The following is a 14643-nucleotide window of genomic DNA, read 5'->3' as shown; positions in this document are numbered from 1 at the left end:
GGAGCGCGGCTTACCCGCGGGGCTGGGGACATGCCAGCCGGTACAGCCGCTCGGCGTTGCCGTGGGCGAGGGCGTCGATGACCCTGCTGGCCTGCGCCGCGTCCCAGACGCCCTGCGCCGTCCAGTCGTCGGCCAGCGCGCCGACGGCGCGACGCCAGATGAGCGCGCCGAGCGCATGCGTCTCGGCCACACCGAACCCATCGGAGGCGTACAGCAGCTGGCCGAACGGACACCATTGCAGCGCGCGTTCCAGCAGCGCCCGGGCGCCCTGTACACCAGCATGCATGACGGCGAGACTCAGATCCATAACCACGTTCGGATGCGTGGCGCACATCCACGCGGCCTGACGTTCGTAGGGCGCGCAGTGCAGAAGATGGATCGGCGCGCCCGTGCGCACGAGCGGTTCGAGCAGCGTCGGATCGACGTCGTGCACGCGGGCCTCGGCGTCGCCGAACCCCACATGGAACTGGACGGGCAGACCGTAGCGCAGCGCCTCATGCACGATGAACGCTTCGACGGTCGGGTCCGCCAGCCGCGCGCGTCCGGACGCGTCGAGACGCGCGACGGCCTCGACCACGTGCGCATCGTCCGGACGGCTCCAGTCGATGGCGAATCCGGTGCGGTAGGCGGCGACGCTTTTGAATCCGACGACGGGCACGCCGTCGTCGCCCGCCGCCGACTCCGTACGGAGCGCGTCGCGGAACCGGCCGGGGAACGTCGCGTCGTCGCCGGCCTGCAGCACGCGTTCCGCGACGGTTTCCAACCGCACGACGCGTGCGGCGCGCGAGCCCGCAGCACGCGCGAGGAACCCGCGCGGCGTCTCCATGACATCGGCCGCGGCGCCGGTATCGAGCACCCACGTGCGCACGCCGCAGGCGCGCAACAGACGGTCCTCGTACCCGCGTCCGCCGCGCGTGCGCCAGTAGGCGCGCGCGTCGGCAGGGGAGGAGGTGCCGGAATCGGCGTCGTCGCCGTACGCTCGGGCGAGACGCACGAGCGCGCACCCGAGCCGGCCGTCGAGCAATCGCTCGAGACGACGCTCGTCCCGAGCGGCGTCGCCGCCCGAACCCGGCAGGTCGGCGAGGAACATCGCCTGCGTGAACAGACGGGCGTCGACGGGACCGCGGTACAGGGTGTGCGCGTGCGCGTCCACCAACGGCACGCGCATCGCATGGGCGGACGGCGCCGGGCCCGCGGCGCCGCCATCACGGCGGGCCGCGGGCCCGGACATGCCGTCACCCACGAGGGGATCCACTACGTGATTCACGACGGATGTCACCACACGTGGCGGAACAGGTAGGTGAGCTCGTCGTCGGGGGTGTCGCCGTACGTGGCCTTGACGAGGCCGCGGATCGCGACGACCGCATCGACGATGCCGTCGCCGTACCAACGACGCGTGGCCTTCGACTCGCCGAACAGGCGGGTGATCTCGTCGAAGTCGTTCGGGAACGGAACGAGGCCGCGCTCCCGCTTCTCCTCGTCGGAGAACGAGGCGGGAATGCCTTCGGTGGGCTTGAACAGCGGCTGGGACTGCTCGATGCCGTCGAGCGCGGCGGACAGCAGACCGGTCAACGCCAGATACGGGTTGGCGGCAGCGTCGCCGGTCTTGATCTCGATGTTCGCGCCGCGCGGGTTGCCGAGCGTGGCCGCCGCATAGCGGATTGCGACCTCGCGGTTCTCCAGACCCCAGCCGATGGCCGCGCCGGACCAGGTGTCCGGCTGCAGACGCAGCAGCGAGACTGGAGAGCCGGACAGGATCGCGGTGAGCTCGGCCAGATGCGCCTGCACGCCGGCGATTGCATGCCCGCCCTCGGCGGTCAGTCCGTACACGCCCTGGCCGCCGGAGAACAGGTGCTCGCCGTTCTCCAGACGGGTCAGGGAGAAGTGGATGTGGCCGCCGCTGCCGGCCTGATCCGGGAACGGCTTCGGGGAGAACACGGCCTTGAGCCCGTGACGGGCCGCCGTGCGCTTGACGAGCAGCTTGAACAGGACGGCCTTGTCCGCGGCCGCGACCGGCGTGTCCGGGGCGACGGACACCTCGTACTGGCGGGTGCCCCACTCCGTGTGCAGCTGCTCGAGCTCGATGCCGGCCGCATCCGCGGCGACGGTCAGGTCCGCGAAGAACGCGTCCTGCTCGATGAACGGCTGCGCGCCGTATCCGAGCCACGGGCGGGAGAAGATGTCCGGGCGCTTCTCGTCCGCGATCTCGTCCGGCAGCAGCAGGAACTCGAATTCGAAGCCGAACTGCGCGGAATAGCCGGCCTGTTCGGCGCGCTCCTCCACCTTGGCGAGCGTGGTGCGCGGATCGTACTCGCTGGGCGTGCCGTCCTGGTTCGCGAGGTTCGTCGGCCCCCACACGATGTGCTCGTCCAAGTGGCGCAGGGCCGCGGTGTCGAGGCGCAGGCGCAGGTCGCCGGTCACGTTGAACGTGTCGTTCTCCGCGAAGTTGTTGTCCGCGTTGAACACGACCCACACCTTCGGCGCGCCCAGGCCGTTCTTCGCGAACACCTCGCGGCGGCGGGCGGGCACGTTCTTCGCGCGGGTCACGCCCGCCAGGTCGACGAACGTGCCCTGCACGAGCTCCGGCGCGTGCGGCGCGGGGGCGGCCGCCGACGAGCCGCCGGCGATGTCGGTGGTGATGGAGGAGACGGCCGAGGCCGTGTGCTGCTGGATGGTCATGTGCGATGCCCTTTCGGATGATGTCGAGGTGTTGGTTGGGTTTCGTTGGATGAATCGGTTGTGTTGTGTTGGATGGTCGTGCCGGTCGCGTGGACGCGTCGGTCGCGTCAGGCGAAGTAGGCGGCGAGGTTCCCCTCCTTGCCGAGGTTCACGCGGAACCCGTGGGTGCGCACGGCGAGGATCAGCAGGCCGAACACGAGCCAGACCACGCCGATGCTCCACGAGAGGACGCCCAGGCCGGTGAAGATCCACAGGCTGACGGCGGCGCCGATCAGCGGGGACACGACGTGCGCGAGCACCGATTTCAGGCTCCTGTCATCGCTCTTCACGAACAGATGCCACACCACGGTGAGGTTCAGCAGGATGAAGCTGAACAGCGCACCGAAGCTCACGACGTTGCCGATCACATCGGTCGTGGTGGCGAGCGACAGCACCAAGGTGACCACGGAGACCACGACGGTGGCGAACAGCGGCGTGCGGAACCGTTCGTTCAGCTTGCCGAACGCGCCCGGCAGCAGGCCGTCGCGGCCCACCGCGTACAGGACGCGGGATACGGACGTGACGCACTCCTCGCCGGAGGCGAGCGAGAACGACAGGACGATCACGATGCTGGCGAACACCTGCAGCGGCTGGCCGCCGACGATGCCGAGGATGTCGAGGAACCCGGAATCCGGATCGACCTTCGTGTAGTCGGGCTGGATGGAGCCGGCGAGGAACGTGAGCACCACGAAGATCGTGCCGATGACGAGCAGCGAGGTGATGATGGCGCGGGGCACGTTGCGGCGCGGCTGCTCCGCCTCCTCGCTCAGCGTGCTGATCGCGTCGTAGCCGAGGAACGAGACGATGACCAGACCGGTGGCGCTCAGCACGTTCGCGAAGCTGAAATCGGACGGATTGTAGAAGGCGGCCGCGGAGAAATGGACCGTGCCGTTGCCGACGGCGACGAGCGTGGCCGCCACGAACCAGACGATGAGCACCAGCTGCAGCGCGAGGAACACCTTCGAGAACTTCGACAGGATGTTGACGCCCAGGCTGGAGATCGTGCCGATGATGGCGACGATGAGCACAGGCCATACCCATCCCGGCACCGCGGGCAGCAGCTGGCCGAGGAAGCCGGCGCCCACGAGCGTGGTCACCGCGGGCAGCAGCAGATAGTCGAGGATGATGCCCCAGCCGGCGATGAAGCCGAGACCGCCGTTGCCGGTCCCCTGACGCACGAAGTTGTAGACGGAGCCCGCATACGGGTAGAGCTTCGACAGGGAGATGTAGCTGAACGCGGTGAACAGCATCGCCACCAGACCGATCACGTACGCGGTGGCGACCAGGCCGTGCGCGCCGCCGACCTGCGAGCCGTAGAACGCGATGGGCGCGACCGGAATCATGAAGATCAGACCATAGACGGTCAGATCGGACAGTTTCAGCGAACGATGCAGCGTGGGCTGCACGGCCTGGGCCGTGGTGGCGCTGGTTGACGATGACATGGGATTCCCTCTCTTGGACAGGCGCATGCCTTGGCGGTATACGACGGATGGTCGCCGGTCCCCCGACCGGCGGTGCATCCATATACAACCAGCGCCGTGCCCCCGACACGCGCCGTGGAGTATCGGGCTTGGTTGGACGACGTCATAAGAAACCCCGATGATAGGAAAAACCGCATGCGGGCGCGAGGTTCCGCTGAGAACGGGAGCCGGGCGGCGTCGTTGGTAGCCTTGTCGTCAAACGGCTCCGGACGAGGAAGGGGAGTGGCATATGCGACGGACGGCGAAACCGGACGCGACGCGGCCGGACACGGCATCGGACGTCGGACGGTCGGACACCGGACGGTCGGACGTCGAAGGCGAGGAATCGGCCGTCGCGGCGCAACTCGTCGCGGCGCGGCTCGACGACGGGGAGACCGCGCTCGACGCGCGGCGTCTCCCGCTCGTCATCCGCGTGTACGGCGTGCTGGTCCTGCTCGACGGACTCGCCACCCTGCCCATCGTCGCGCTGTCATCCATCGCCGCCGTACGCGCCGTCATGCGCGGCGAACTCGCCTTCGACGCGATGAGCCTCACCGCGCTGCTCACCGCCGCGTACGCCGTCGTGCTCATCGTCGCCGCGGCCGCGCTCATCGTGTTCGGCGTCCTGCTGCTGCGCAACCGGCGGCGATACGCGGCCCGCTGGGCGTACGTGCTCATGCCCGTCACCCTCGCCGACGGCATGCTCTCGCTCGCGCTGGAAGGACTCGGCCCCAACCTCATCGCGCCCGCCATCCAGATGGTCCTGCTCGTGGCCGTATCCATCGCCTGCGATCCGGGGCTTGCGGAGGAGCGACGCCTGCAGCGCGCGCTCAAACGTATGGACGACCGCGACGCCTACGATGCGGCGGTACGTGCCGGCATGCTCGGACGCGACCCCTCCGGCAAAGGCTACATCGCGCTCGACTTCTTCAACATCTTCTGGCTGTTCACCGTGGCCTGCGTGTTCGGCCTCGCCATCGAGACCGTGTACCACTTCGCCATGTACCACGGCGAATGGCAGGATCGCGCGGGGCTCCTGTGGGGGCCGTTCTCGCCGATCTACGGCTGCGGCGCCGTGCTCGTCACCGTGGCGTTGAACCGTTTGTGGAAGTCGAACCCGTTCCTCATCTTCTGCGCGAGCGCGGTGATCGGCGGCGCGTTCGAATACGCCACCAGCTGGTTCATGGAGGTGGCGTTCGGCATCACCGCATGGGACTACACCGGCCAGTGGCTGTCCATCGACGGACGTACCTCCGGCAAATACATGGTGTTCTGGGGTCTGATCGGCGTGTTCTGGGTGCGGTGGATCCTGCCGTGGCTGCTGCGGTTCATCAACCGCATCCCGTGGAAGGTGCGCTACTCGCTCACGGCCGTGTGCGCGGTGCTCATGCTCGTCGACATCGTGTTCACATTGATGGCGCTCGACTGCTGGTACGGGCGCATGGCCGGGCTGCCGCAGGATTCGCCCGTCACCCGATGGTTCGCCACGCACTACGGCGACGAGTACATGGCGAACCGGTTCCAGACGATGACCATCGACCCGAGCAAGGCCGGGCGTGCGTGATCGGTGCGGTTGGTGTGGCTGGCGTGGCGTGGCGCATGGGGCGCATGGGGCGCGCCGACGGGAACGTCCTGTGCCGCCTTGGTCTCCGGAGTCCAGAGGCGGTCTCTCCCGTTCCCAATGGGGGTATCAAATACCCGGTATCTCCGATTGGCAGCGTCAAATGCCCGTTTCGATAGGGGTGAAACGGGTGTTCGGTGCTGCAAATTCAGGAGAACGGGTGATTGAGCCGGGGGTTTCATGGTGTCGGAATCTTCCCGCTGGGTCCCGCTCAGTCCCGCTTCGCGGACCAGCTTCCGCCAGCGGGACGGCGTTGGTGCGGCCGCCGGCGGAGCAGGAACATGGCGGATGGTCGGCGGGAATGGACGAAGGGGGAGGACCGGTGAAACGGTCCTCCCCCTTCGTCCCTATTCGGGCATCGTGTCCGGATGCCCTTACGGGCTGTGATGGCGTGTCACATGCGCGCCATCACGCCTTGTCACGTCATGTCGTCACGCAACGTCACGCGTGGCGACGGCGGAACGTGACGAGTCCCGCACCGGCGAGCAGCAACGCGGCCGCTGCGGTGGCGATCATGCCGGTCGCCGCGCCTGTGTTCGCCAGCTTCGCGCCGTTCGCGGCGCCGTTGGCGTCCGGAGCGGCCTTGCCGACCGTCACCGGCGCCCAGCCGAGCAGGTCGCCGGAATCGTCGTATACGGCGATCTTGTGCGCGCCCGTGTAGTCGGCGGGGATGGCGTATTCGACGTACGCCTTGTTGTTCTCGTCGACGCGCACCGCGGACGACTTGCCGTCCGCCGAGGCGAGACGCTTCGGGTCGGAGTAGATGTAGCCCGCCCAGTAGCAGTACTGGTTGTTCACGATGCTCGCCTTGCAGGAGGCCGTGTACTTGAGGCTGTCGACGTACAGGCGGTACGTGGAGCCGGCGGTCGCTTTGCCGTCGTTCGCGCCGATCACGCCGTTGCGGTTCGCGTCGGTGAGCTTGTCGGAGGATTCGGCGGCCTTGGCAGGCTGCGTGGTGAAGTCGGGCACGTTCTGCAGGGCCTTGTCTTCGGTGTGGTACCCGTTGCCCACGTACATCGATCCATCGCTGAACGTCAGCGCGAGACCGGAGTACATCATGGACATCGAATCGTCCGCCGTGGTCTGGGACTGGAGGAGACGGAACACGGCGACGCTATCGGATTCGTTGCCTTCGTAGCCCCAGTTGCCGTACTTGGTGCCGGAGTTCAGGCCGACGATGGTGCTCGTGATGTCACCGGACGCGGGGAGCGTCTCGCCCGCGTCAGGGGTCTTCCAAGAACCCCTGCTGAACCACTGGCCGGTCAGCGTCTGGGTGTTGTTGGCCCACGATGCCATGTTCATCACGCGATAGGCGGCGCCGGTCGTGTCGTCCGTGTCGTCGACGTAGCCGGTTTCGCAATCCCATGCTTCGCGCTCGCCGCCGGTGCCTACGTTCGCAGTGAACTTGCCGCGCAACGTGTACGCGCGGGCCACGGTGGTGGCCAGGCAGATCTTGGTCACGTCGCCGATGATCTTCGGGTCGATCGTGTAGGGGGCCTTGAGTCCAACCGTATGCTGGCCGACGTCCTCGACCTGCACCTTGCCGAGCGTGATGGCGCCCGGGAGGTTGACGATGTCCACCGTCCTGTCGACGACGCTTGTGTACACGCCTTCGACGGCGTTCGATTCGATGCCCTTGTCGCTTTCCAGCAGGGCGAACCATGCGGAGGCGATGTTCGCGCCCTCGTACGTGAGCTCGATGGTCGTGGTCGCGTCGGTGGCGGTGAACACGGTGCTAGCCCCGTCCCCGTAGGACTGGGTGTTGTACACGCGTCCCTGATCGCCGGCCTTCGGCTTCGTGGAGTCATAGCTGAGGTTGCTCGCCACACCGTAGGTTTTGCCGGCGGTCAGGCCGGTGAGGCTGACTTTGAACGTCGGCTTCGTGGTGGCGTTCTTGGACACGTTGGCCTTGAGCACGCCCTGCGGCGCGTCCACGGAGGCAATCGCGGCGCCGGATGCGGCGGCCTTGGCCTGGGACTGCGGCGTGGCCGCCTTCACGTCCGCCTTCGGCTGCTCGTCGGTCGTGCTGGTCGTGCCCGAGCCGTTCTGCTGCGTGGCGTCGGACTTGTCGTCCGTGCCGGCGGTCACCCCGGACTGGTCGGCGGCGGTGCCGGCATCGGTCTGTCCGGACTGTCCGTCCTGCTGCGTGGCGGCGGCCGGCGCATCGTTCACGCTCGTGGCGTCGTCGGCGTATGCGGTGCCGACGCCCGTGAGCAGCATGCTCGCCGCGGCGATGATGGCGGCGACCTTGCCCATGTACTTCATGGCTGTAACCCTTCCCGCGCATCACCTGACGATGCGCTTCTTCGGGGTCAAGCGTCCCCCCCCCCTAAGACATTGCTCAGGAAACGGACGTGTCGCGCGAAGATGTCGGTCGGGTGGAGCGGCCGGGTGGGTAGCTGTTGGCCGGAGTGTACGTTTTCGACGGGATTATCGTCCGCCGCCGTCGAGAACGTACGCTGAGGAATCGTCAGTGTACGTTCTCGACGAAGACTCCGGATATTGCCGTGCGGAACGTACGCCCGCGGAATGGGACGGAATGTAACGGGGTGCGGAATGGGACGAGGCGGGGGACAGGACGGCGAACGGCCGACCCGTGTGGACCGGCCGGTTCCGTATGGAAATCAGTTCAGGCCGTACTGCTCGTGGGCGAACTTCTCCAGCGCGGGAATCGAGCGCTTGACCTTCTCCGTGTCGATGCAGTAGGCCATGCGGAAGTAGCCGGGCACGCCGAAGCTCTCCGACGGCACGAGGATCAGGTCGTACTCCTTCGCCTTGAGGCAGAACGCGGTCGCGTCCTCCTCGAGCGCCTTCGGGAAGATGTAGAACGTGCCGCCGGGGCGCACCACGTCGAAGCCGATCGAGGTGAGCGCGTCGTACAGCAGGTTCATGTTCGTCTCGTACACGCTCAGGTCGGAGGTCTCGTCGAGCACCTTCGCGACGCCCAGCTGGATCGAGCTCGGCGGGCAGTTGTGGCCGGTGCCGCGCGAGATCTGGCCCATCATCGGCACGAGCAGGTCGGCGTCCGTGGCGGTCGGGTTCACCGCCACGTAGCCGATGCGCTCGCCCGGCAGGGACAGCGACTTCGACCACGAGTAGCAGGTGAGCGTGTTCGCGTAGAAGTTCGCCGGGTACGGCTGCGTGCCGCCGTCGAACACGATCTCGCGGTACGGTTCGTCGCTGATGAGGAAGATGTCGTGGCCGTATTCGGTCTGCTTGGCGGTGAGGATTGCGGCGAGACGCTTGAGCGTCTCGGCCGAGTAGACGGCGCCGGACGGGTTGTTCGGCGTGTTGATGAGCACGGCTTGCACGTTCGGGTTGAGTGCCGCCTCGAACGCGTCGAAATTGATCTGGAAGTTCGCGGTGTCCGCCGGGATGACGGTCAGGTGCGCGCCCGTGCCGTTCACGTACGGCTGGTATTCGGGGAAGTACGGCGCGAACGTGATGATTTCGTCGCCCGGCTTGGTGACGGCGCGCATCGCATGCGCGAGTGCGCCGGCCGCGCCGGTCGTCGGAAAGATGTGGTTGCCGGTGTAGCTGGTGCCGAAGCGACGGTTCAACGAGTCGGCGATCGCCTCCTTGACGGACGGGATGCCGAGTGACGGGGAGTAGCCGTGGATCGCGACCGGATCGCCGTGCTCGTACAGGTCGACCATCGTCTTCGCGAAGTCCGGCGGGGCGGGCACGCTCGGGTTGCCGAGCGAGTAGTCGAACACGTTCTCGTAGCCGATCTCCTTGCCGCGGGCGGTGGCGTACTCGCTCAGCTCGCGGATGACGGACTTGCCGCCCAGCATCGCCTTGTATCCCTCGTTGATCATGGAACCACTCCTTGTTCTTGGTCCGGACCGGAAGTCAGATACCCCTATTCAACCACCGTTGCGTCCGATTCGTGGTGCTCCCTCCACGTATCAGCATGACGCGTAATGAATCGGTCGAGCCCGCCAACGGCCCAAAGAGGCAAGTTGGCGACCCATGACTCATCACGGTAGTTGGCGAGACTGGTTCGTATGGCATGGACGATAGGGAATCGCGCATACGCCACTTTCAGACTTCTTGCCCGCAGATTCTGCTCCGCCTTCACCTCGATGGGATACACGGCGCCGTCTTTCTCGATGGAGAAGTCGATCTCCGCGTGACCCTGCGGATTCGACCAGTAGGTCGGCTCGTACCCTTGGGCCACCAGCTGTTGACAGACGTATTGCTCGGTCAGCGCCCCCTTGAATTCGGTGAACACGCGGCGGTTCTCGGTGACGACGGACGGGTCGAGACCGGCCAGCGCGCCGAGCAGGCCGATGTCCGACGTGAACATTTTGAACGTGGAGGCATCGATGTAGCCATTCAATGGCTCACGCAGCGCCGTGACGCAATGCACCTGTTGGATGATGCCATAATCCTTCAGCCACATGATGCTCTCCTCGAAGTCGCGTGCTCGCGCTCCGGGGCGTACCACGCCGTATACGAACTTGCGGTTCTCCTTGGCGAGTTGGGTCGGCAGGGTGCGCCATACCAATCGGATTCGTTCCAGCATTCGGGGTGGTGCGTGCTTGGAGAAATCCAGATCGTATGCGTCGAGAATCTCCTGTTGGATGGATCGGATTTCCTGCATCGGTGAACCTCCCAGATGAGCGGATACGGCGGCCGGCATGCCGCCGACCACCGTGTAGCGCTTCAACAGGTCGGTCAGGCGCGTGGTGAACGTCGGGTTGATGCGTTCGGGTTCTCCGTTTCTGATCAGATCCGCCAATCGTTGTTGCCCGGCGTTGTCCAGATACTCAAGAAAGGACAACGGACGGAGGGTCATCATATTGACCTTGCCTACGGGGAACGATGCGTCCGGATGCCTGGACACGCCCATATAGGAGCCGGTCGCGATGATGTGTTGCTCCGGAGTCTCCTCGCTCAGGTATTTCAATGCGGTGAGCGCTCGCGGACATTCCTGGATCTCGTCAAGGAAGATCAAGGTCCTGCCCGGCTGTATGTCCCTTCCGGCATAGATGGATAGATTGTCGAGGACGGTGTGAGGGTCGAGAGTGTGGTCGAACAGGCCGATGGCGTCGATGTCGCGCATGAAGTCGATGCGCAGGACGTCGTCGTAGAATCGTCTGCCGAATTCGTTGACGATCCATGTCTTTCCGGTTTGGCGGGCTCCCCGAAGCAGCAGGGGCTTGCGATTCGGCTGCTGCTTCCATGCCGACAAGTCGTTCATCAGGCCTCTGCTGAGTCGCTCACCCATGATTATCCTCCTGAAATGTGGCTGACTCCCACATTTTATCATCTAAAAATGTGGCTGACTCCCACATTTTTAGATGATAAAATGTGCGGCGCTCCGTGGTACACGATTCCCCGGGTGAAAATCGTGAACCGGAATCGGCCATCATCGAACATCGGAATCATTGGGGAACGGCGGAACGGCGCGGTTCCCCATGTTCATATGAACCGGACGCCTGTCGGTCACTTCGTCAGAAGTCCCAATCGTCGTCGTCGGTCTCCTCGGCCTTGCCCATCACGTAGGAGGAGCCGGAACCGGAGAAGAAGTCGTGGTTCTCGTCCGCGTTGGGGGAGAGGGACGCGATGATCGCCGGGTTCACGTCGCAGATCTCCGCCGGGAACAGGGCCGGGTAGCCGAGGTTCATCAGCGCCTTGTTGCCGTTGTAGCGCAGGAACTTCTCCACGTCCTCGGTCAGCCCCACGCCGCCGTACAACGACTCGGTGTACTCCACCTCGTTGTCGTACAACTCGTTCAGGAGGTCGTACGTGTATTCGCGCAGCTCCTCGCGCTTCGCTTCGCCCACCAGCTCCAACCCGCGCTGGTACTTGTAGCCGATGTAGTAGCCGTGCACGGCCTCGTCGCGGATGATGAGGCGGATCACGTCGGCCGTGTTCGTGAGCTTCGCATGGCTGGAGAAGTACATCGGCAGGTAGAATCCCGAGTAGAAGAGGAACGATTCGAGCAGCGTCGAGGCGACCTTGCGCTTCAGCGGGCTGTCGCCCTCGTAGTAGTCGAGCACGATCTGCGCCTTCTTCTGCAGGTACTCGTTCTCCTCGCTCCACGCGAACGCGGCGTCGATCTGCTCGGTCGAGCATAGCGTGGAGAAGATCGACGAGTACGACTTCGCGTGCACGGACTCCATGAACGCGATGTTCGTGTACACGGCCTCCTCGTGCGGGGTGAGCGCGTCCGGGATGAGCGACACCGCGCCGACGGTGCCCTGGATCGTGTCGAGCAGGGTGAGGCCGGTGAACACGCGCATCGTGAGCGTGTGCTCCTCCTCGCTCATCGCCTGCCATGAGGGGATGTCGTTCGAGACCGGCACCTTCTCCGGCAGCCAGAAGTTGCCGGTCAGACGGTCCCACACCTCAAGGTCCTTTTCGTCCTCGAGACGGTTCCAGTTGATCGCGGAGACGCGGTCGATGAGCTTCAGCGGTTTGCGCGGCACGGAAATCGGCGCCATGGTGTCTCTCCTTGTCAGTTGTCTTCGTCGTTGTCGTTGCGTTGTTCGGTGAATTCCTCCGGTGCCGTAAGGCGCAGGATCATCCGGTATACGGTTTTCGACATGATGTTCCCCTTCCATTCATGATCGTCGGTTGTGTGTGATGCGTGCGGCGTCAAGGCGCGGCGGGCGAAGGCGTACGTGGGGTACGTCGACCGAGGGGCAACGCAGACGACGCTCCATCACAGCATGCAGGAGACGCAGCCCTGCACTTCGGTGCCTTCAAGCGCCTGCTGCCGGATGCGGATGTAGTAGAGCGTCTTGATGCCTTTGCGCCAGGCGTAGATCTGGGCTTTGTTCACGTCACGCGTGGTGGCGGTGTCCGGGAAGAACAGCGTGAGCGAGAGGCCTTGGTCGACGTGCTGGGTGGCGGCCGCGTACGTGTCGACGATGGCCTGCCATCCGATTTCGTAGGCGTCCTTGAAGTATTCGAGGTTGTCGTTGGTCATGTACGGCGCGGGGTAGTACATGCGCCCGATCTTGCCTTCCTTGCGGATTTCGATTTTGGAGGCGATCGGGTGGATCGACGACGTGGAGTGGTTGATGTACGAGATCGATCCGGTGGGCGGCACGGCCTGCAGGTTCTGGTTGTACAGCCCGTCGCGCAGGATCGCGTCGCGCAGCGCCTCCCAATCGGCGACGCTCGGCACCGCGACGCCGTAGCGTGCGAACAGGTCGCGCACGCGCGCCGTGTGCGGTTCGATGGAGCGGTGGCCGTCGGTGTACTTGTCGAAGTAGTTGCCCTGGCCGGCCGGCTTGGCGTAGTCGGAACGTTCGAACCCGACGAACGCACGCCCGCGCTCGACCGCGAGGTCGTGCGACGCGCGGTAGGCGTGGTAGGCGACGGTCATGAAGTACATGTCGGTGAAGTCGAGCGCCTCGTCGGAGCCGTAGGCGAGGCCTTCGCGCGCGAGGAAGCCGTGCAGGTTCATCTGGCCGAGGCCGATGGCGTGGCCTTCCTCGTTGGCGCGTCGGATCGACGGCACCGCGTCGATGGACGTGTGCTCGGCGACGGCCGTCAGCGCGCGGATCGCGGTTTCGACGGTGTCGGCGAGGCCGCCGTCCATCGCCTTGGCGATGTTGAGCGAGCCGAGGTTGCAGGAGACGTCGCGGCCCACGTGCGCGTAGGTGAGGTCTTCGTTGTATGCGCTCGCTTCCTGCACCTGCAGGATTTCGGAGCACAGGTTCGACATGGTCACGCGGCCGTCGATCGGGTTTGCGCGGTTGACCGTGTCTTCGAACACGAGGTACGGGTAGCCGGATTCGAACTGGAGTTCGGCGAGCGTGGTGAAGAACTTGCGCGCGTCGATGTACGTCTTCTTGATGCGGTCGTCGGCCAGCATCTCGTCGTACTTCTCGGTGACGGAGATGTCGGCGAACGGCTTGCCGTACACGCGTTCCACGTCGTACGGGCTGAAGAGGGCCATCCGCTCCTTGCGTTTGGCGAGTTCGAACGTGATGTCCGGCACGACCACGCCCAGAGCGAGCGATTTGATGCGGATCTTCTCGTCCGCGTTCTCGCGCTTCGTGTCGAGGAAGCGCATGATGTCCGGATGATGCGCGTTGAGGTACACGGCGCCGGCGCCTTGGCGTGCGCCCAGCTGGTTCGCGTACGAGAACGAGTCCTCGAGCAGCTTCATGACCGGCACGACGCCGCTCGACTGGTTTTCGATGTGCTTGATCGGCGCGCCGAGTTCCCTGAGGTTGGAGAGCAGCAGCGCCACGCCGCCGCCGCGCTTGGAGAGCTGCAGCGCCGCGTTGATGCCGCGCGAGATCGATTCCATGTTGTCTTCGATGCGCACGAGGAAGCAGCTCACCGGCTCGCCGCGCTGCGCCTTGCCGAGGTTGAGGAACGTCGGCGTGGCCGGCTGGAAGCGGCCGGAGAGCATCTCCTCGAGGTAGCGTTCGGCGGCGTGTTCGTCGCCGGCGGCCAGGTCGAGGGCGACCGCCGCGCAACGCTGCGGGAAGTCCTCGAGGTACGTCTTGCCGTCGAACGACTTCAGCGCGTAGGAGCGGAAGAACTTGAACGCGCCGAGGAACGTCTCGAACTCGAAGCCGGCCGCGGCGGCCTTCGCGTAGAAGCGCTCGAGAAAATCGTCGTCGTATCGGGCGAACACGTCGCCGTCGTAGTAGTCGTGGTCGATGAGCCAGCGCAGGCGTTCGCCGGCCGTGGCGAAACGCTTCGTGTTCGGCTCGATCTCGTTCGCGACGTAGGCGCGTTCGGCCTCCTTGTCCTTGTCGAACTGGATGAGCCCGTGCTCGTCGTACAGGTTGAGCATCGCGTTGAGCGCGTGATAGTCGGTGGAGGGATCGTAGGTGGTGGTCATGGAATGCATCTTTCGATCGGTTGCCG

Annotated in this window: 9 protein-coding genes; 1 reads left to right on the top strand and 8 read right to left on the bottom strand. The window is 65.4% G+C overall.

What is annotated here, in order from left to right; genetic code table 11:
• Positions 1-10 precede the first annotated feature (10 nt).
• From KIH78_RS06005 to KIH78_RS05995, 3 genes are all read right to left on the bottom strand, one after another.
• Positions 11-1243, bottom strand: a complete 1233-nt coding sequence (locus KIH78_RS06005; protein WP_219131652.1) for an amidohydrolase family protein — start codon at positions 1241-1243, stop codon at positions 11-13.
• A 32-nt stretch (positions 1244-1275) separates the two neighbouring features.
• Positions 1276-2679 (bottom strand): type I glutamate--ammonia ligase, encoded by a 1404-nt coding sequence (locus KIH78_RS06000; RefSeq protein ID WP_214313698.1) that lies wholly within the window; start codon positions 2677-2679, stop codon positions 1276-1278.
• Positions 2680-2786: 107 nt separating this feature from the next.
• Positions 2787-4160, bottom strand: a complete 1374-nt coding sequence (locus tag KIH78_RS05995) for an APC family permease (RefSeq protein WP_219131651.1) — start codon at positions 4158-4160, stop codon at positions 2787-2789.
• A 268-nt stretch (positions 4161-4428) separates the two neighbouring features.
• On the opposite strand from KIH78_RS05995, the gene KIH78_RS05990 reads away from it, so the two are divergent.
• Positions 4429-5742 carry a putative ABC transporter permease gene (locus tag KIH78_RS05990; RefSeq protein ID WP_219131650.1) on the top strand — a complete coding sequence of 438 codons (1314 nt, stop codon included), beginning with the start codon at positions 4429-4431 and terminating at the stop codon, positions 5740-5742.
• 498 nt (positions 5743-6240) lie between these two features.
• Here KIH78_RS05990 and KIH78_RS05985 read toward each other — a convergent pair whose 3' ends face one another.
• The 5 genes from KIH78_RS05985 to nrdE form a co-directional block, all read right to left on the bottom strand.
• Positions 6241-8064 (bottom strand): LPXTG cell wall anchor domain-containing protein, encoded by a 1824-nt coding sequence (locus KIH78_RS05985; protein ID WP_219131649.1) that lies wholly within the window; start codon positions 8062-8064, stop codon positions 6241-6243.
• A 359-nt stretch (positions 8065-8423) separates the two neighbouring features.
• The gene (locus KIH78_RS05980) at positions 8424-9617 is read right to left on the bottom strand and encodes a pyridoxal phosphate-dependent aminotransferase (RefSeq protein WP_219131648.1); all 1194 of its coding nucleotides are present in this window, start codon (positions 9615-9617) and stop codon (positions 8424-8426) included.
• A gap of 44 nt (positions 9618-9661) precedes the next feature.
• Positions 9662-11032, bottom strand: coding sequence for an ATP-binding protein (locus KIH78_RS05975; RefSeq protein WP_219131647.1), 1371 nt, complete (start codon positions 11030-11032; stop codon positions 9662-9664).
• A 226-nt stretch (positions 11033-11258) separates the two neighbouring features.
• Positions 11259-12251 (bottom strand): class 1b ribonucleoside-diphosphate reductase subunit beta, encoded by a 993-nt coding sequence (gene nrdF, locus KIH78_RS05970; RefSeq protein WP_214313705.1) that lies wholly within the window; start codon positions 12249-12251, stop codon positions 11259-11261.
• A gap of 221 nt (positions 12252-12472) precedes the next feature.
• On the bottom strand, positions 12473-14617 hold the full coding sequence (gene nrdE / locus KIH78_RS05965; RefSeq protein ID WP_236034462.1) for a class 1b ribonucleoside-diphosphate reductase subunit alpha: 2145 nt from the start codon (positions 14615-14617) through the stop codon (positions 12473-12475).
• Positions 14618-14643: the final 26 nt, after the last annotated feature.

Source organism: Bifidobacterium saguinibicoloris, from assembly GCF_019331725.1.
In the GTDB taxonomy this organism is placed as follows: Bacteria; Actinomycetota; Actinomycetes; order Actinomycetales; family Bifidobacteriaceae; genus Bifidobacterium; species Bifidobacterium saguinibicoloris.
Note: the sequence above shows the minus strand (reverse complement) of the source record. Positions and strands in the feature narration are given on the sequence as shown.

Excerpts from the sequence above, each read along its gene's own strand:
- KIH78_RS05980 (WP_219131648.1), bottom strand. The coding sequence starts at position 9,617 with ATGATCAACGAGGGATACAAGGCGATGCTGGGCGGCAAGTCCGTCATC.
- KIH78_RS05985 (WP_219131649.1), bottom strand. The coding sequence starts at position 8,064 with ATGAAGTACATGGGCAAGGTCGCCGCCATCATCGCCGCGGCGAGCATG.
- KIH78_RS05995 (WP_219131651.1), bottom strand. The coding sequence starts at position 4,160 with ATGTCATCGTCAACCAGCGCCACCACGGCCCAGGCCGTGCAGCCCACG.
- KIH78_RS05990 (WP_219131650.1), top strand. The coding sequence starts at position 4,429 with ATGCGACGGACGGCGAAACCGGACGCGACGCGGCCGGACACGGCATCG.
- KIH78_RS06000 (WP_214313698.1), bottom strand. The coding sequence starts at position 2,679 with ATGACCATCCAGCAGCACACGGCCTCGGCCGTCTCCTCCATCACCACC.
- KIH78_RS05975 (WP_219131647.1), bottom strand. The coding sequence starts at position 11,032 with ATGGGTGAGCGACTCAGCAGAGGCCTGATGAACGACTTGTCGGCATGG.
- nrdF (WP_214313705.1), bottom strand. The coding sequence starts at position 12,251 with ATGGCGCCGATTTCCGTGCCGCGCAAACCGCTGAAGCTCATCGACCGC.
- nrdE (WP_236034462.1), bottom strand. The coding sequence starts at position 14,617 with ATGACCACCACCTACGATCCCTCCACCGACTATCACGCGCTCAACGCG.